This is a genomic window from Cupriavidus sp. GW821-FHT07C08, from assembly GCF_059419025.1.
The window spans coordinates 1-16782 of sequence record NZ_JBWKQZ010000033.1; the positions used below are offsets into that span (position 1 = coordinate 1).

Genomic DNA, 16782 nt, shown 5'->3' on the forward strand with positions numbered 1-16782 from the left:
TAGCGTCGTAAGGTAGCGGTTTGAACGGGATTTCCCCGGCTTCGGTGCTACTTTATTGCGTTGAGCGCGTAGCTTGGTGTTAGCGCCGGTGTAAAAATGACCCACCCCGCCGAAGTAAAACTGACCCACCTGGTGGAGGATGGCGGATTTGCCGCCGATGCTGACACAGGAGCAAGCAGTGGAAATCAGGGTATTGGCGAAACGAGGTGCGGGAGTGAGGGAGATTGCACGGCAGACGGGTCTGTCGCGCAACACGGTGCGGCGCTATTTGCGCGACGAACAAGCCTGCCGGTACGGGCCGCGTGAGTCCAGAGCGACGAAGCTTGAACCGTACCACGGCTATTTGCTGGAGCGAATCGAGGCGGCACGCCCACGCTGGATTCCGGCGACCGTGCTGCTGCGCGAGTTGCGCGAGCGCGGCTACGACGGCGGCGTCAGCCAACTCAAGGTATTTCTCGCACCGCATAAGCACGCCGAGCCCGAGCCGCTGGTGCGCTTCGAGACGGCGCCAGGCAAGCAGATGCAGGCCGACTTTACGGTCATTCGGCGCGGGCGAGATCCGCTGCTGGCCCTGGTGGCGACGCTGGGCTACAGCCGCGCCAGCTTCGTGCGCTTCACGGCCAGCGAGGATGCCGCGACGCTGTGCGCCTGCCTGGAAGAGGCGCTGGCCTTCTTCGGCGGCGTGCCCGAGCACATCCTGTTCGACAACGCCAAGTCGGTGGTCGTCGAGCGCGACGCGCACGGCGACGGCCGCCACCGCTGGAACCGGGAACTGTTGGCGCTGGCCGAGCGGTATGGCTTCGCGCTGAAGGTTTGCCGCCCCTACCGGGCCAAGACCAAGGGCAAGGTCGAGCGCTTCAATCGCTACCTCAAGGAGAGCTTCGTCGTGCCGCTGGCTGCCACGCTCAAACAAGCCGGGCTGAAGCTGGATGTCGAGGCCGCCAACCAGTACATCGGCCGCTGGCTGACGGAGGTGGCCAATACACGGGTCCATGCCACCACTGGTGAGCGCCCCGCGGTGCGCCTTGCCGTCGAGCAAGAGGTTTTGCTGCCGCTGCCGCAAGCGGGGAGACTGCTGCCTGTACCCACGTCCATGCGCCCCATCCCGCGCGAGAGCCTGCAGCACCCGCTGGCCGTGTATGACAGCCTGCTGGAGGTGGCGGCATGAACCTGCAGCACGAGCGCATTGCCAGCCTGTGCGGTCAGCTCAAACTAGACCGCGTGGCGCTGGAGTGGGGGCCGCTGGCACAGCGGGTGGCGACCGAGGATGCCAGTCTGGCCGACTTCCTGGAGCGGCTGCTCAACACTGAGGTTGCCGCCCGCGAAGAGCGCAAGCGTCAGGTGCTGACCAAGCTGGCGACGCTGCCATCGGTAAAGACGCTGGAGCAGTACGACTTCGGCTTCGCCAGCGGCGCGCCGCGCATGCAGATACAGGAGTTGGCCAGCCTGGCGTTTATCGAGCGCGCCGAGAACGTCGTGCTGCTCGGGCCGTCCGGCGTAGGCAAGACACATCTGGCGACGGCACTGGCCTATCGGGCCACGCAGGCTGGCATCAAAAGCCGCTTCCTGACGGCGGCCGACCTGATGATGCAACTGGCGACTGCCCGGCAGCAAGGGCGGCTGCGCGAATACTTCAATCGGGCGGTGATGGGTCCCAGGTTGCTGGTGGTCGACGAAATCGGCTATCTGCCCTTCGGGCGTGAGGAGGCGAACCTGTTCTTCAACGTCGTCGCCAAGCGCTACGAGCGGGGTTCGATGGTGCTGACCAGCAACCTGCCGTTTGCGCAATGGGCGAGCGCCTTTGCCGACGACCAGACGCTGACGGCGGCGATGCTTGACCGGCTGCTGCATCACGCGCACATCGTGCAGATTACAGGGGAAAGCTACCGGCTCAAGGACAAGCGCCGGGCAGGACAAACGAACGGCCGAGCCGCCGTCAAGGCGGCGGGCTGACGGGAGCCAGGTGGGTCAGTTTTACTTCGGCGATTCTTGCCAAAGTGGGTCAGATTTAAATCGGCGTTGACAGCTTGGCTTGCCGTTTTGACAGGGCCTGAATTTTCTTGCCTTTGTCGGCTAGTGCGCGCTCGCGTTGCTGAATGGCCAGCTCAAGCTGACCTCGTTCGTACTTTTTGAGTTCGACCAAGCCTGCATGGCGCATTTCAGCTTGCGTCAGCATGGAACCGACCTGATGCGAGGTAAAGCCTTCCCTCGTTAAGGTGGCGTAGGCGGTCGTTCGAGTGAGGTTTTGTCGATACAGAAGACTCCAAGCCTTACGCGCGCCCCACGACCAGCGTTCCGAGTTAACCGCCAACAAGGCGGCTAACTCGGGGGTCAGATTGAGGCGGGTTTCAAAGGTGTGGAGCAAAAGCCTACCTAGAGTACTGTATGGATATACAGTACTCTATGCTTTTCTCGTTACCCACGTCAACACTTTAAGCGACCCCCTTGCCTTTTGGGTGGCGTTTTTCCTTTTGGGGGATGGCGCCATGGCGCCAAGCCCCCAAACAATTCCGTATCTCCCCCATTGGCGCATAATCCCGCACTCGCACATTTTTTCAATCCATAGGAGCAGTACGTGTCCGAGCAGGAAGCCAGCTACGACCACGCCATCGGGCTAGCCAACCAGGGGCGCTTCATCGAAGCCCTGCAGATTGCCAACCAGCTGTCGCAGGCCCGCCCCGAGGTGGTTGATTTCGTCACGCTGCGGGCGCGGCTGCACTTTGACAACGGTGACGCCAACGCCGCGCTGGCGGTGCTGGACGAGGCGCTGGCGCGGCTTGATACGCAGCCGCTGCAGCCGCCGCACCGCTGGGCCTCGCGCGGCGTGATCGCGCACCGCTACGGCGCCATGCTGATGAGCCTGGGCCGCGATGCCGAGGCGCTCCCGTGGCTGCATGAGGCCGCGCAACGCAGCGGCCTGCTGACGGGCGAATGGGCCTCGCATTTCCACGCTGGCCTGGCCGCCCTGCGCTTGGGCGACATGGCCGCCGCGGCGCGTTACTGGCATGACCTGATGGTCCGCAATCCCGACCTGGGCGCCGACGACATCGCACCGCTGGTGACGGACTACATCGCCCGGGCCGAGGCCGCCGGCGTGCCGGTGGAGCCGCTGATGCGCGTCTGCCTGGGCCGCGTGGCGCTTGACAACCCGCATCTGCTGGCGCTCGATCCCGCCGCCGGTGACACCGTGGCCGCCGACCAGGCCGCCCGTGTGCTGGCCGAGCACCCTGACCACCCCGAGGCGCGCCGCCTGCGCGCACCGCTGCGCCACGGCGTGGGCGACGTGCAAGGGGCACTGGACGACCTGGCGGTCTACCTGCGCCAGGTACCCGACCCGCAGAGCCAGGTACGCGAACTGGCCTGGCGCCACCAGCTGGCGCAGCGCGCCGACAGCACCCAGCCGGCCGATCGCGAGCCGTGGCTGCGCTTCACGCTGACCGACCAGTCCGACGACGGTGCCGGCTACTACCGCGCCGCCATGGCGCTGGGCGAGTTCATCGACGAAGTGCCGGCCGCCGAGGCCGCGTTGCGGCCGGTGCTGGTGCAGGCCGGCCGTGCCGGCGTGGCGCGCTTCGACCAGTACTTCGCCACCGGCCAGGGCGATGCCGCGGGGCACGGCGGCAATGCCGACCCGCATGTCTATTCGCTGCTGTGCCGGCTGCTGTCGCGCAGCCTGCCGGCCGACGCCGCGCACGTGGACGAGCGCATCGCGCTGCACCAGCAGGGCATGGCCGCCAGCGAGTTCATCGACCACTGGATCGACCTGCTCGACTGCCACGCCGACGCGGGCCAGCACCAGAAGGTGGCCGAGCTGGCCGGCGAGGTGCTGAACCGCTACCCGCTGGAGCGCAATCCGGCTGACGTGACCTGGGCCTTCTGCCGCATGATCGCGGCCTGGAAGGCCATGGGCGGCGCCGAGCCGACCGAGGCCGCGCGCGCCGCGATGATGCATATGGATGCCCGGCTGGATGCGCTGCCGGTGGAAGCCCGCAGCGAGGCCGCGCACCCGATGGCGCATGCGCGCGCGCACTTTGCTTCGCTGCTGCAGGCGCAGGTGGCCGGCATGGACGAGCACGACCGCACCGATGCCCTGGCCGAGATCGAGGCCCAGCAGCGCCGCGCGCTGCTGGTGGAGGACGCTTGGCTGTACAACCGCTTCGGCCAGGTCTGGCGCGACATGGGCGAGCCCGAGCGCGCGCTGCCGCTGTTCGAGCAGGCCGTGGCGCTGACCGAGGGCGATCCGCTGGACCAAGCCGGCCCGCGCGTGCAGCGCGGGCTGGTCCACAACGCAGCGCGGCGCCACGATGCCGCGCTGGCCGACTTTGTCGCCGCCTTCGCCGTGCGTGACGACTGGGATGCCGAGGTGTACCTGCGCGCGGTGCAGTCGGCGCTTGGCCTGGACCAGCGTGAAACCGCGCTGGGGTATTTCGAGAAGGCCCGTGCCCGCGGGGCCGCGCAGGGCTCGACGCGCACTTTATATGCACAGGTGGAGGCCGCGCTGAAGGCAACGCGGCCGATGTGGAAAGTCTGGGGCGTCTGAAGCGTCGCTCCGGACCCGCGAACGGGCCGGAGATGTAAGGGATGTAAAAAACGCCATCCGGAGATGGCGTTTTTTACATGCAGATGACAGAAGTTGTGTGTGCGTTTTGTGCGGTGTCGGACAATCACTGACATGGATTGTGAAGTGCTTACATTACCATGTCGCCATGAATGGACTGAGCCAACTTTTTCCAAGCCTCCCGCTCGCGCCCGGCGGCCTGTTCTGGGTCGGGCTGGCGCTGGTCGGCGCCGGCCTGGCCGGTGAGCTGAGCCGGCGCTGGCTGCGCTGCCCGCGCATCGTCGGGTATGCCGCGGCGGGGCTTTGCGCCGGCATGCTGGGGCGCAGCATCGTCGACGAGAACATGATCAACCAGACCCGTATCCTGATCGATATGGCGCTGGCGCTGGCCTTGTTCGAACTCGGGCATCGCCTCTCGCTGACCTGGCTGCGCGCCAACCGCTGGCTGCTGCTGACCAGTGCCTTTGAAAGCCTGCTGACCTGGGGCCTGGTGGCGGCGGTGCTGCAATGGATCGGCGCCTCGCCCGGCGTGGCGATCCTGGCCGGCGGCATCGCGGTCAGCACCTCGCCCACCATCGTGCTACAGCTCAAGAATGAGTTGCGCGCCGACGGCCAGGTCACCGAGCGCCTGATGGCGATGGCCGCGCTCAACAGCATCTACGCCGCCGCCATCGTGCAGGTCGCCACCGGCTGGCTGCATTCGGAATATGGCAACCTGGGCGCGGCGCTGCTGCATCCGCTGTACCTGCTGGTGGGCTCGTGCCTGCTGGCGTGGGTGGTGGGCAAGCTCGGCCATGCCATCTATGACCGCATGTCGGCCGACGATCACTACAGCTTCCTGGTGCTGGTGGGCCTGGTGCTGTTCACGCTGGCGCTGACCCGGGTACTAAAATTGTCGATGCCGCTGACGCTAATGCTGGCCGGTGTCGTGTTCAAGCACCAGGACAACCAGCCGCATGTGTGGCCGCCGCATTTTGGCAGCGCGGGCAGCCTGCTGATCATCGTCATGGTGGTGTCGCTGGGCCTGCCGCTGACGGCACAGGACTGGGCCGTGGGCGGCGTCTACGCCATCGCGCTGGTGGTGCTGCGTCATGTGGCCAAGCTGGCGGGAGTGGTGTCGCTGGGCTCGTTCTCGGGCCTGAGCCTGCGCCAGTGCATGGCGCTGGGGCTGGCGCTGGCGCCGATGTCGGGCCTGGCCTTCCTGCTGATGCATGACGTGGCGCGACTCTACCCCGGTACCGGCCAGCCACTGGCGGCCATCATCCTGTGCGCGCTGGCCATCGAACAACTTTTCGGTCCGGTGATCGCGGCCTGGGCGCTGCGCTACGCAGGCGAAGTCCGCGTCGACATCCGGGCCAATGGAGGAGGGCGCTGATGTCGCTCGAACCGTTCAAGCATTCCGAGGCACTGACCTTCGGCGTGGAGCTGGAACTGCAGCTCGTCAACCGTCATGACTATGACCTGGCGCCATTCGCGCCCGACCTGCTGCGCGCGCTCAAGAGCGCCGAGCATGCCGGCGACATCAAGCCGGAGATCAGTCCGTCGATGATCGAGATCAGCACGGGGATCTGCCACAGCTACCAGCAGGCGCTGGAAGAACTGACCGTGATGCGCGACCTGATGGTGGCCGCCTCGCGCCCGCTGAACCTGGGCATTGCCGGCGGCGGCACCCACCCGTTCCAGCAGTGGGCCGACCGCACCATCTCGGATTCGCCGCGCTACCAGTACATCTCCGAGCTGTACGGCTACCTGGCCAAGCAGTTCACCGTGTTCGGCCAGCATGTGCATATCGGCTGCCCCAGCGCCGACGAATCGCTGTTCCTGCTGCACGCCATCGGCCGCTATGTGCCGCACTTTGTGGCGCTGGCGGCATCCTCGCCCTATGTGCAGGGCGTGGATACCGGCTTTGCCTCGGCGCGGCTGAATTCGGTCGCGGCCTTCCCGATGAGCGGGCGGGCGCCGTTCCTGCTGACGTGGGACGCCTTCACCGCGTATTTCGAGAAGATGCGCAATACCGGCGTGATCGAGAGCATGAAGGACTTCTACTGGGATATCCGGCCCAAGCCTGAGTTCGGCACCATCGAGGTCCGCGTGATGGACACGCCGCTGACGGTGCAGCGCGCCTGCGATATCGCCGCCTATATCCAGATGCTGGCGCGCTACCTGCTGCTGTCGCGCCCCTTCATGCCGCAGGAAGATGATTACCTGGTGTACACCTTCAACCGCTTCCAGGCCTGCCGTTTCGGGCTGGAGGGGGAGTACGTGCATCCCAACGAACTGACGCGCATGCCGATCGCCGACCATATCCTGTCGATCTGCAACGCGCTGGTGCCGCACGCCGAGGCACTCGGCTCGCTGGAGGCGCTGGCCAATATCCGCGCGCTGGCCGAGCGCCGCGACGGCGATGCCGAGTGGCTGCGCCAGGTCGATGCCGATGCGCGCAGCCAGCGTGAAACGGTGCGCAAGGCGTGTGACCGATGGGCTGCCTGAGCCTGCGCCGGGCTGCCCCCTGTCTTATTTGACGCTGTAGCCGCGCCCCTGCATGCAGGCGCCCCAGGCCTGGTAGTACGAGCCCATCGCCTGGCTGGTATTGGCCGCCGCCTGCTGGTTGGCCGCGTTCGCCTGGCGGCGCGACTGCCGGTGCGCCACGCCGCCCCCCACCGTACCCGCTGCAGCGCCGACCGCCGCGCCCTTGCCGGCATCGCCAGCCATCGCGCCCACCACAGCACCCGCCGCGGCGCCGCCCGCGGCACCCCGCACGCGCTGGCCACTCTGCGCCTGGGCCGGCGGCGGGGCGTTGGCGGCCTGTGCCGGATCCACGCCGGTCTGCTGCTTGGCCCAGCTGTAGCACGCGCCGTCGTCGCTGGCCTGCTGTTGCTGGCTCTGGCCCTTGGCCGGATAGGCCATAGGCTTGTTCTGCGCCATGGCCTGGGCCGGGATCAGCGCCGGGGTCAGCGCAATGGCCGCGGCCAGTACGCCGAGGCCACGGTACAGCTTGCGATGCGGGCATTGCTTCATGATGATCTTCCCCCACGGGTGTCGGCTACGCGGCGCTGGATGCACCGACCGGTGCGCAAGTGGCGAGCCGTTCTGTGAAGGCCAGTATTTGCGGCCCGCAGGGGTAAGTCAAATCAGCGTTTTGACGGCCTGATGTTATTTGTTTGTGGTGGGTGGCGGGGACAGCAGGAACGCGACCGCCTCCTGCCACCAGGCCGTGTCGACATGCCCGGTCCAGTCGTTATGCCCGGCGCCGCCGATCACCGCCAGCCGCCGGGGTTCGCCCAGCGACGCATAGAGCGCCTGGCCGAAGCGAGCCGGTACGATGGTGTCGCGTTCGGCGACCGCGACCATCACCGGGCGGCCGAAGCCTTCCAGGCTGGCCGCGCTGTCGTAGCGGTCGCGCAGCACCCAGCCGGCCGGCAGCCACGGATAGTGATGCGAGGCAATATGCGCAAGCTTGTCCCACGGCGTGATCAGCAGCACGCCGGCGACGCTCTCGCGCTGGCGCGCCGCGGCCGCTGCGGCCACGCCCGCGCCCAGCGACTCGCCGATCAGCAGCAGCGGGCCGCCGAACTGGCGCCGGGCCAGCGCGATCGATTGCTCCGCGTCTGCCACGAAGCTGCGCTCACCCAGCGCGCCGGTGCGCGGGCCGTAGGCCGGGTACTCGGCCAGGATCACGCGAAGGCCCAGCTTCGTCAGCGCGCTGGCGTAGTAGTCGCGATGCCCGGCGTGCCCGGCATTGCCATGAAAGACCATGGCGGTGGCGCGCGCCGGGCCGGCCGGCTCGGCGACCAGTCCGCGAAAGTCCTGCGGCCCCGGCCAGGCGCGCAGCCCGGGCGAGACCATGTCATCGACCGACGCCTTGTCCGGGAAGTAGAGGAAGTGATCCTGCAGCATGCTGATTCCGGCAAGCAGGACTAGTCCCGCGCCGAGCCAGCGCAGCACCCTGCGGCGAACCGATCCAGTCCGCGGCGACACCAGCCGCGCTGGCGCCGGTGCCGGGACGATGGCGGGCATGGCAACGCGCTCAGGCGCCGGCGAACACCGGTTCGCAGCGCACCTCGGTCCTGACCGAGTTGGCGATAAAGCAGGCGTCATGCGCGGCGTGGTGCAGGGCATCGAGCTCTTCGCGCGTGGGCTCGCGCTCGCCGCCAAACGTCACCTGCGGTCGCAGCGTCACCACGGTCATCGCCATCTTCCCGTCGGCGTTCCTTGCCATCACACCAGTGGCCGCATCGAGGTAGCGGTCGACGACGAAGCGTTGCTTCGCCGCCAGCGACAGGAACCACAGCATGTGGCAGCTGGACAGCGAGGCGATGAACATCTCCTCGGGATCGACCGCGCTCGCATCCGACATCGGCAATGGCACCACATGGGGCGACGACGATCCCGGGACTTCCGCGCCGCCGTCAAAGCGCAGCACATGCCTGCGGCTGTAGCGGTTGCCGGCGAAATCCTGCCCGTCGCGTTGCCACAGGACCTCTGCGGTGTATGTGGACATGCAAAGACTCCTAGCGTTGGGAAAACCTCAGGCGCCGTGCGGCACGCTTTCGCCGTCGCGCAGGCCCAGGCGCTGGTTGGCCGGCACGGCGACATCGATCAGCTTCGGGCGCGGCAGGTTCAGGTTGCGCATCATCTCGATGAACTCTTCGCGCGTGCGGCCGGCGACGCGGCTGTTGTGGGCGCGCTCCTGGCCGATGGTCGACGAGGTGCGGCCCTTGTAGTCGTGGGCCGGGTAGACCTGCGTGTCGTCGGGCAGCGCAAACAGCTTTCTGGTCAGGCTGTCGTAGAGCGTGCCGGCGTCGCCCGACTGGAAGTCGGTGCGGCCGCAGCCGTCGATCAGCAGGGCATCACCGGTGAAGACGCGGCGTACGATGCCGTCGGGCGTGGGCTCTTCCCACAGGTAGCTCATGCTGCCGGCGGTATGCCCGGGGGTATGGATGGCGCGCAGCACCTGCTTGCCGAAGGCGACAGTGTCGCCGTCGATCAGCTGCTTCTGGGCGGGCTTGATATCGCAGCCGGACGGCGCCGCCGTGTGCGCGCCGGTCTGCAGCGCAAGGTGGCCTGCCGAGGTGATGTGGTCGGCATGGGCGTGGGTCTCGACGACCCACGCGAGGTGCGCGCCGGTGTCTTGCAGCAGCGCCATGTCGCGTTCGAGCTGGTGGTCGACCGGGTCGATCAACAGCGCGTCCCCCGTGGCGGCGTCGATCAGCAGGTAGGTGAAGGTGGACGAGGTTTCGTCGAACAACTGGTGGAAGGTCTGCATGGCGGTCCTCTTCTTTTGCCATCGGGGAACGCCGCCATGATACGCCGCGCCATTCCGTTGGGCACTAGCAGCAGGGGTTGTCAGCACTCCACGATATTCACCGCCAACCCACCCCGCGCTGTCTCCTTGTACTTCGTCTTCATGTCGGCGCCGGTCTCGCGCATGGTCTTGATCACCGAATCGAGCGACACGTAATGCGTGCCGTCGCCGCGCAAGGCCATGCGTGCCGCGTTGACCGCCTTGACCGAGGCCATCGCGTTGCGCTCGATGCACGGGATCTGCACCAGTCCGCCAACGGGGTCGCAGGTAAGGCCGAGATTGTGCTCCATGCCGATCTCGGCAGCGTTCTCGACCTGCGCCGGGCTGCCGCCCTGTACCGCCGCCAGCGCGCCGGCGGCCATCGAGCAGGCCACGCCGACTTCGCCCTGGCAGCCGACCTCGGCGCCGGAGATCGACGCATTGAGCTTGTACAGCAGCCCGATCGCACCTGCGGTCAGCAGGAAGTCGACCACGCCTTGCTTGTTGGCGCCCGGCACGAAGCGGTCGTAGTAGTGCAGCACCGCGGGGATGATGCCGGCCGCGCCGTTGGTAGGTGCCGTGACCACGCGCCCGCCGGCGGCGTTCTCTTCATTGACGGCGATGGCATACAGGTTGACCCAGTCCATCACCGAGAGCGGGTCCGACAGCGTGCGCTCGGCGCGCTCGGTCAGGCTGCGGAACAGCTCGGGCGCACGGCGCTTGACCCTGAACGGCCCCGGCAGCTCGCCGTCGGTGCGGCAGCCGCGCGCGACGCACGCCTGCATCACGTCCCAGATATGCAGCAGGCCGCTGGTGACTTCCGCCTCGCTGCGCCACGTCAGCTCGTTCTCCATCATCAGCCGCGCGATGCTCTTGCCGCTGGCGCTGGCCATCTCCAGCATGTCCTTGCCGCTGCGGAACGGGTGTGGCAGCTGCTGCGCGGCATTGAGCACCTGCGTATTGGGTGCGCCCGCGGTCACGACGAAGCCGCCGCCGACCGACAGGTAGCGCGCCTCGCGCAGCGATGCACCGCTGGCGTCGAAGGCATGGAACTTCATGCCGTTGGGATGCTCGGCCATGGCCTCGCGCCGGTAGAAGGCGATGTGCTCCTTTTCGACGAAGGGCACGGCATGCTGGCCCAGCAAGGACAGCTCGCGGCTCGCGCGCAGCGCGGCCAGGCGCGTGTCGATCGAATCGGGGTCGATGGTGTCGGGGGCCTCCCCCATCAGGCCGAGGATCACGCCCTTGTCGGTGCCGTGACCCTTGCCGGTGGCGCCCAGCGAGCCGTACAACTCCACGCGCACGCTGGCCACCTGCGGCAGCAGGCCATCGCGCTCAAGCCCCTGCGCAAACATCAGGGCCGCGCGCATCGGGCCCACGGTATGCGAGCTCGACGGGCCGATGCCCACCTTGAACAGATCGAAAACGCTGACTGCCACGGGAAGTCTCCAGGATGTCGATGGCCCGTGCAGGGCTCTTGTCGTTTTGCAGCCTTCGCTCAGAACGGGCGCCGCACGGCGCGGCGCCCTTCATATCGAGCATAGTGCTTCGGCGGGCGCCCGGTGCCGCGGGCGGCCCGTCCGAAGCTCAGTCGACCACGTAGTCGCTGACCGGCACGCAGGCGCAGAACAGGTTGCGGTCACCGTACACGTTGTCGGCACGGCCGACCGGCGGCCAGTACTTCTGCGTGCGCAGCGATGCCACCGGGTACGCGGCTTCCTCGCGCGTGTACTTGTGGGTCCACTCGTCGGCGGTCACCACCGCAGCCGTGTGCGGCGCGTGCTTGAGCGGGTTGTCGTCGCGGTCGAAGGTGCCGTCGGCAACGCGGCCGATTTCCTGGCGGATCGCGATCATCGCGTCGATAAAGCGGTCCAGCTCGTGCAGTGCCTCGCTCTCGGTCGGCTCGATCATCAGCGTGCCCGGCACCGGGAAGCTCATGGTCGGGGCGTGGAAGCCGTAGTCCATCAGGCGCTTGGCCACGTCTTCATTGCTGATGCCGGTGTCCTTTTGCAGCGGGCGCAGGTCCAGGATGCACTCGTGCGCGACCAGGTCGTGCTGGCCGGTGTACAGCACCGGGTAGTACGGCGCCAGGCGCTTGGCCACGTAGTTGGCCGCCAGGATCGCGTTCTCGGTGGCGGCGGTGAGGCCGGCCGAACCCATCATCGCGATATACATCCACGAGATCGGCAGGATGCTGGCCGAGCCGAACGGCGCCGCCGACACGCCGCCGATGCCGCGGTCGTCACGGCGGTAGCCGACGCTGTCCTGGTTGGGCAGGAAGTCCGCCAGGTGCGCACCGACCGCGACCGGGCCCACGCCCGGGCCGCCGCCGCCGTGCGGGATGCAGAAGGTCTTGTGCAGGTTCAGGTGCGACACGTCGCCGCCGAACTGGCCCGGTGCCGCGGTGCCGACCATCGCGTTCATGTTGGCGCCGTCGACATAGACCTGGCCGCCGTGCTTGTGCACGATCTCGCAGATCTGCTGCACGCCCTGCTCGAACACGCCGTGCGTCGACGGGTAGGTGATCATGATGGCCGCCAGGTTCTTGCTGTGCTGTTCGGCCTTCTTCGCCAGGTCCTGCAGGTCGACGTTGCCGTCCTCATCGCAGGCCACCACCACCACCTTCATGCCGGCCATCTGCGCCGACGCCGGGTTGGTGCCGTGCGCCGACGACGGGATCAGGCAGATGTCGCGATGGCTCTCGCCGCGGCTGGCGTGGTAGGCGTGGATGATCAGCAGGCCCGCGTACTCGCCTTGCGAGCCGGCGTTGGGCTGCAGGCTGACCGCGGCGTAGCCGGTGGCGGCACACAGCATGGCCTCGAGCTGGTCGATCATCTCGCGGTAGCCCACGGTCTGGTCCAGCGGCGCGAACGGGTGGATCTGGCTGAACTCGGGCCACGTCACCGGGATCATCTCGCTGGTGGCGTTCAGCTTCATCGTGCACGAGCCCAGCGGGATCATGGTGCGGTCCAGCGCCAGGTCCTTGTCGGCCAGCATGCGCAGGTAGCGCAGCATCTCGTGCTCGGCGTGGTGCGTATTGAAGACCGGGTGGGTCAGGTATTCGCTGGCGCGTGCCAGTGCCGCCGGGAAGGCGTCCTGCGCGACGGCCTCGAGCTTGTCGAAGTCCAGTTCGGTGGGCAGCGGCTTGCCTTGCGTGAACACTTCCCACAGCGCGACCACGTCGGCGCGGCTGGCGGTCTCGTCCAGCGAGATGCCGACGCGCGTGGCGCTGATATGGCGCAGGTTGATGCCGCGCGCGGTGGCTGCGGCATGGATCGCATCGGTGTTGAAGCCGGTTTCCAGCGTCAGCGTGTCAAAGAAGCTGGCGTTGGTGCGCGCGAAGCCGAGCTTTTCCAGGCCGGCGGCCAGCGTCGCGGTCAGGCGATGCACGCGCTGCGCGATGCGCTTCAGGCCCTGCGGGCCGTGGTAGACGGCATACATCGAGGCCATCACGGCCAGCAGCACCTGCGCGGTACAGATGTTCGAGGTGGCCTTCTCGCGGCGGATATGCTGCTCGCGCGTCTGCAGGGCCAGGCGGTAGGCCTTGTTGCCCTGCGCATCGATGGTCACGCCCACCAGGCGGCCCGGCATCGAGCGCTTGAAGGCGTCCTTCACCGCCATATAGCCGGCGTGCGGGCCGCCGAAGCCCAGCGGCACGCCGAAGCGCTGCGAGTTGCCCACGGCCACGTCGGCACCCCATTCGCCGGGTGCGGCAATCAGCGTCAGCGCCAGCAGGTCGGCGGCAGCCACCACCAGGCCGCCGGCGGCGTGCACGTCGTCGGCAATGGCGCGGTAGTCGTTGACGTCGCCGTTCACGCCCGGGTACTGCAGCAGCACGCCGAAGGCGTTGGCCGCGGCGGCCTCGGCGGCGGGGCCGACCTTGACTTCGATGCCCATCGGCAGCGCACGCGTGCGTACCACTTCCAGCGTCTGCGGCAGCACGTCGTCGGCCACGTAGAAGGTGTTCGAGTCGTGCTTGTTCACGCGCTGCAGCAGCGTCATGGCTTCGGCCGCGGCAGTGCCTTCATCCAGCATCGACGCATTGGCGATGTCCAGGCCGGTCAGGTCGGTGACCATCTGCTGGAAGTTCAGCATCGCTTCCAGGCGGCCCTGCGAGATTTCCGGCTGGTAGGGCGTGTAGGCGGTGTACCAGGCCGGGTTCTCGAAGATATTGCGCAGGATGACGCCTGGGGTGACGGTGTTGTAGTAGCCCTGGCCGATAAAGCTCTTCAGCACGCGGTTCTTGCCTGCCAGGCCGCGCAGCTTTGCCAGCGCGGCTTCCTCGCTCAGCGGCTCGGTGAACTCGCCCATCGGCATGCCGTCGCGGCGGCGGATGGCGGCGGGGATGACGGCGTCGATCAGCGCGGCGCGGCTGTCATAGCCGAGCACCTTCAGCATGTGCTGCTGTTCGGGAGTATCGGGGCCGATATGGCGGGCGGCGAAGGCGTCGCGCGCCTCCAGTTCGGCCAGCGTGGGCCGGGTTACTTGGGCGGCGTTCATGGGAAGCGGGGCGTTCATTGGCAAGAACCTCGTGGGGTGCGCGCCGGCCGGTGGTCAGCCGGGACGGCGCGCGTCAGTCTGCAGTGGCCGGTCCATCGTTGGACCAGCGCCGCGGGCGTCAGGCGCCGACGCTGGCCTTGTAGGCGTCGGCCGACATCAGGCCGTTGACGTCGTCGCCGTTGGCCGGCTTGAGCTTGAACAGCCACGCGTCGAAGGCGTCGGCATTGACGCTTTCCGGCGCGGCCGTGGCGGCCTCGTTGACGGCGATCACTTCGCCGGCCACCGGGGCGTAGATGTCGGAAGCGGCCTTGACCGATTCGACCACTGCCAGCGCGTCGCCGGCACCGACCGACTTGCCCACTTCGGGCAGTTCCAGGAAGACGATGTCGCCCAGCGCGTCCTGCGCGTGGTCGGTGATGCCGATGGTGAGCGTGCCGTCGGCTTCGACGCGTACCCACTCATGCGACTCGGTGTACTTGAGGTCAGCGGGGAAATTCATGGAGGTTCTCCGGATACAGATCTGTTTCTTGTTGGGTGATGCCTGCCCGGCGAAGCTGCCGGCAGGCGAGGGCGACCGTTGGTATGAGCCTCAGCTCACGAGTGCCTTGCCATTACGCACAAACGGCAGTTTAACCACAGTCGCGTTGAGTTTGCGGTCGCGGATCTCCACCTGCACGGTATCGCCCACGGCGACATCCTTCGGCAGGCGGGCAAAGGCGATGGACTGCGACAGCGACGGGCTGAAGGTGCCGCTGGTGATTTCACCGTCACCGGCCGGGGTGATCACTTTCTGGTGGGCGCGCAGGACGCCGCCTTTGTCACGCAGGATCAGGCCGAGGAATTGCTGGCGCGAACCGGCAGCGGCCAGCGCCGCCTTGCCAGTGAAGTCGCGCTCGCTCTGCAGGTCCACCGTCCAGGCCAGGCCCGCATCCAGCGGCGAGGTGTTGATATCCATGTCCTGGCCGTACAGGTTCATGCCGGCTTCCAGGCGCAGCGTGTCGCGCGCGCCCAGGCCCGCCGGGCGCACGCCGGCGGCGTTCAGCTTTTCCCAGACGGCGGCAACGTTCTCGGCCGGCACCACCAGTTCAAAGCCGTCTTCGCCCGTGTAGCCGGTGCGCGCCACCATGATCTCGCCGATGGCCGGGTCCTGGACCACGGCGGCGTTGAAGGGCTTGAGCGCATCCGAAGGCTGGGTCGAGGGGAAGGTGCTCCACACCTTGGAGCGGGCGTTGGGCCCCTGCACGGCGACGATGGCCAGAGGCTGCACGCCTGCAGGCGCAACATCCTCACGGCGCGGCGTGATGGTCACATCGCTGCCGGTGGCGGCATTGCGCGCGCGGATCCATTCGATGTCGCCCAGCGCGGTGCTGGCGTTGACGACCAGGCGGAAGCGGTCCTCGGCAAAGAAGTAGACGATCAGGTCGTCGATCACGCCGCCTTTCTCATCCAGCATGCAGGAGTAGAGCGCCTTGCCCGGGGTCTGCAGCTTGTCGACATTGTTGGCCAGCAGGCCGCGCAGGAAGCTGCGGGTATTGGGGCCGGTGAGGTCGACCACGCACATGTGCGACACGTCGAACATGCCGGCGTCGGTGCGCACGGCATTGTGTTCTTCGATCTGGGAGCCGTAGTTGACCGGCATGTCCCAGCCGCCGAAATCAACCATGCGGGCGCCGAGGGCGCGGTGGATGGCGTTGAGGGGCGTGGCCTGGAGCGTCATGGAATCCTCTGGGGCAATCTCGGTTGGCGAAAACAAAAAAGGGCCATCCGCCGCAACGCTCGCCGCGCCTGAATGTGGCGTAGCAATCCGCTGCGGCGGATGACCCCTCTGTCCTCGATACCTGAGAGATTACAAGGCGGATCCTGCCGGACCCCGTCCTCGTGCGCCCCTTCGGTGGGCACGCTCGCCACGAATGGCGGGTGCCGCTCTCCAGAGTGCGGCATGCATCGTGTGCATATTGCATGCCGATCCGATCGGTCCGTGGTGCCTGAGAGTTTTCGGGTGATACCCCTTCGGCGGCGCAGGCAATGCGCGCTCTCCCGGTCGGATGCGCGCAATGTACGGGAGGCCCCGGCCTTTGTCAAACCGGCCAGGGGAGCCTGCCGTACCTGTCGCTGCGGGCTGGCTTACTTCTTCTTGTCGTCGGTGACAACGTTACCGATCACGCCGCCCACGGCCGCGCCACCCAGCGTACCCAGCGCACTGCCTTCGGTGAGGATGGCGCCGCCCACGGCACCCGCGCCCGCGCCAATGGCGGTATTACGCTGCTTCGGGGTCATGTCCGCGCAACCGGCAAAGGCCGCGACGGTCACGCCGATCAGGGTCACCTTGGTCAAAGTCTGCAGGGTTTTCATTATTGGCTCCGATGTGATGATTCAAGCATGTCAACCCCGCCGTGCAGGCCGGGGGACATACAGTTAGAGCGTTGCGTTGCGCGATTGG

General features: G+C 67.3%; 15 protein-coding genes and 2 riboswitches. Of the genes, 5 read left to right on the forward strand and 10 right to left on the reverse strand.

Features of this window, described 5'->3' with window-relative positions; all coding sequences use genetic code 11:
* The first annotated feature begins 157 nt into the window (after positions 1-157).
* Together istA and istB are read left to right on the forward strand one after the other, a co-directional pair.
* Positions 158-1168, forward strand: a complete 1011-nt coding sequence (gene istA, locus AC07UK_RS31175) for an IS21 family transposase (protein ID WP_435385429.1) — start codon at positions 158-160, stop codon at positions 1166-1168.
* Entirely contained in the window at positions 1165-1953 is a 789-nt protein-coding gene (istB, locus tag AC07UK_RS31180; protein ID WP_435384821.1) for an IS21-like element helper ATPase IstB, read from the forward strand. The genes istA and istB overlap by 4 nt, the downstream gene beginning before the upstream one ends.
* Positions 1954-2008: 55 nt before the next feature.
* Here the strand turns inward: istB and AC07UK_RS31185 are convergent, their stop codons facing one another.
* On the reverse strand, positions 2009-2365 hold the full coding sequence (locus AC07UK_RS31185) for a hypothetical protein (protein WP_494688131.1): 357 nt from the start codon (positions 2363-2365) through the stop codon (positions 2009-2011).
* Positions 2366-2575: 210 nt separating this feature from the next.
* Between AC07UK_RS31185 and AC07UK_RS31190 the strand changes: the two genes are divergently transcribed.
* The 3 genes from AC07UK_RS31190 (at position 2576) to AC07UK_RS31200 (ending at position 7048) form a co-directional block, all read left to right on the forward strand.
* On the forward strand, positions 2576-4540 hold the full coding sequence (locus tag AC07UK_RS31190; protein ID WP_436222938.1) for a tetratricopeptide repeat protein: 1965 nt from the start codon (positions 2576-2578) through the stop codon (positions 4538-4540).
* A 166-nt stretch (positions 4541-4706) separates the two neighbouring features.
* The gene (locus tag AC07UK_RS31195; RefSeq protein WP_013958375.1) at positions 4707-5933 is read left to right on the forward strand and encodes a cation:proton antiporter; all 1227 of its coding nucleotides are present in this window, start codon (positions 4707-4709) and stop codon (positions 5931-5933) included.
* Positions 5933-7048 (forward strand): YbdK family carboxylate-amine ligase, encoded by a 1116-nt coding sequence (locus AC07UK_RS31200; protein WP_436222937.1) that lies wholly within the window; start codon positions 5933-5935, stop codon positions 7046-7048. The genes AC07UK_RS31195 and AC07UK_RS31200 overlap by 1 nt, the downstream gene beginning before the upstream one ends.
* 24 nt (positions 7049-7072) lie before the next feature.
* Here AC07UK_RS31200 and AC07UK_RS31205 read toward each other — a convergent pair whose 3' ends face one another.
* From AC07UK_RS31205 to AC07UK_RS31245, 9 genes are all read right to left on the reverse strand, one after another.
* Positions 7073-7576, reverse strand: a complete 504-nt coding sequence (locus tag AC07UK_RS31205) for a glycine zipper domain-containing protein (protein WP_010812175.1) — start codon at positions 7574-7576, stop codon at positions 7073-7075.
* A gap of 135 nt (positions 7577-7711) precedes the next feature.
* Positions 7712-8575 (reverse strand): alpha/beta hydrolase, encoded by an 864-nt coding sequence (locus AC07UK_RS31210; protein WP_436222936.1) that lies wholly within the window; start codon positions 8573-8575, stop codon positions 7712-7714.
* A gap of 10 nt (positions 8576-8585) precedes the next feature.
* Entirely contained in the window at positions 8586-9059 is a 474-nt protein-coding gene (locus AC07UK_RS31215) for an OsmC family protein (RefSeq protein WP_436222935.1), read from the reverse strand.
* Between the two features lie 27 nt (positions 9060-9086).
* A complete protein-coding gene (locus AC07UK_RS31220; protein ID WP_013958370.1) occupies positions 9087-9824 on the reverse strand; it encodes an MBL fold metallo-hydrolase in 738 nt (245 codons plus the stop codon).
* 80 nt (positions 9825-9904) lie between these two features.
* Positions 9905-11281, reverse strand: coding sequence for an L-serine ammonia-lyase (locus AC07UK_RS31225; protein WP_494688130.1), 1377 nt, complete (start codon positions 11279-11281; stop codon positions 9905-9907).
* Between the two features lie 148 nt (positions 11282-11429).
* Positions 11430-14360: an aminomethyl-transferring glycine dehydrogenase gene (gene gcvP, locus AC07UK_RS31230; protein WP_494688129.1), complete on the reverse strand. Its 2931-nt coding sequence runs from the start codon at positions 14358-14360 to the stop codon at positions 11430-11432.
* Positions 14361-14460: 100 nt separating this feature from the next.
* Positions 14461-14841, reverse strand: a complete 381-nt coding sequence (gene gcvH, locus AC07UK_RS31235; protein ID WP_010812169.1) for a glycine cleavage system protein GcvH — start codon at positions 14839-14841, stop codon at positions 14461-14463.
* A 90-nt stretch (positions 14842-14931) separates the two neighbouring features.
* Entirely contained in the window at positions 14932-16059 is a 1128-nt protein-coding gene (gcvT, locus tag AC07UK_RS31240; RefSeq protein WP_494688128.1) for a glycine cleavage system aminomethyltransferase GcvT, read from the reverse strand.
* 98 nt (positions 16060-16157) lie between these two features.
* Positions 16158-16283: riboswitch (glycine riboswitch) on the reverse strand.
* A 21-nt stretch (positions 16284-16304) separates the two neighbouring features.
* Positions 16305-16392: riboswitch (glycine riboswitch) on the reverse strand.
* A gap of 74 nt (positions 16393-16466) precedes the next feature.
* Positions 16467-16694 (reverse strand): YMGG-like glycine zipper-containing protein, encoded by a 228-nt coding sequence (locus AC07UK_RS31245; protein ID WP_436222931.1) that lies wholly within the window; start codon positions 16692-16694, stop codon positions 16467-16469.
* Positions 16695-16782: the final 88 nt, after the last annotated feature.

What these genes read in the sequence shown, in the direction of transcription:
- istA (WP_435385429.1), top strand. Translation starts at nt 158, where the DNA reads ATGCTGACACAGGAGCAAGCAGTGGAAATCAGGGTATTGGCGAAACGA.
- istB (WP_435384821.1), top strand. Translation starts at nt 1,165, where the DNA reads ATGAACCTGCAGCACGAGCGCATTGCCAGCCTGTGCGGTCAGCTCAAA.
- AC07UK_RS31195 (WP_013958375.1), top strand. Translation starts at nt 4,707, where the DNA reads ATGAATGGACTGAGCCAACTTTTTCCAAGCCTCCCGCTCGCGCCCGGC.
- AC07UK_RS31200 (WP_436222937.1), top strand. Translation starts at nt 5,933, where the DNA reads ATGTCGCTCGAACCGTTCAAGCATTCCGAGGCACTGACCTTCGGCGTG.
- AC07UK_RS31205 (WP_010812175.1), bottom strand. Translation starts at nt 7,576, where the DNA reads ATGAAGCAATGCCCGCATCGCAAGCTGTACCGTGGCCTCGGCGTACTG.
- AC07UK_RS31210 (WP_436222936.1), bottom strand. Translation starts at nt 8,575, where the DNA reads ATGCCCGCCATCGTCCCGGCACCGGCGCCAGCGCGGCTGGTGTCGCCG.
- AC07UK_RS31215 (WP_436222935.1), bottom strand. Translation starts at nt 9,059, where the DNA reads ATGTCCACATACACCGCAGAGGTCCTGTGGCAACGCGACGGGCAGGAT.
- AC07UK_RS31220 (WP_013958370.1), bottom strand. Translation starts at nt 9,824, where the DNA reads ATGCAGACCTTCCACCAGTTGTTCGACGAAACCTCGTCCACCTTCACC.
- gcvP (WP_494688129.1), bottom strand. Translation starts at nt 14,360, where the DNA reads ATGAACGCCCCGCTTCCCATGAACGCCGCCCAAGTAACCCGGCCCACG.
- gcvH (WP_010812169.1), bottom strand. Translation starts at nt 14,841, where the DNA reads ATGAATTTCCCCGCTGACCTCAAGTACACCGAGTCGCATGAGTGGGTA.
- gcvT (WP_494688128.1), bottom strand. Translation starts at nt 16,059, where the DNA reads ATGACGCTCCAGGCCACGCCCCTCAACGCCATCCACCGCGCCCTCGGC.
- AC07UK_RS31245 (WP_436222931.1), bottom strand. Translation starts at nt 16,694, where the DNA reads ATGAAAACCCTGCAGACTTTGACCAAGGTGACCCTGATCGGCGTGACC.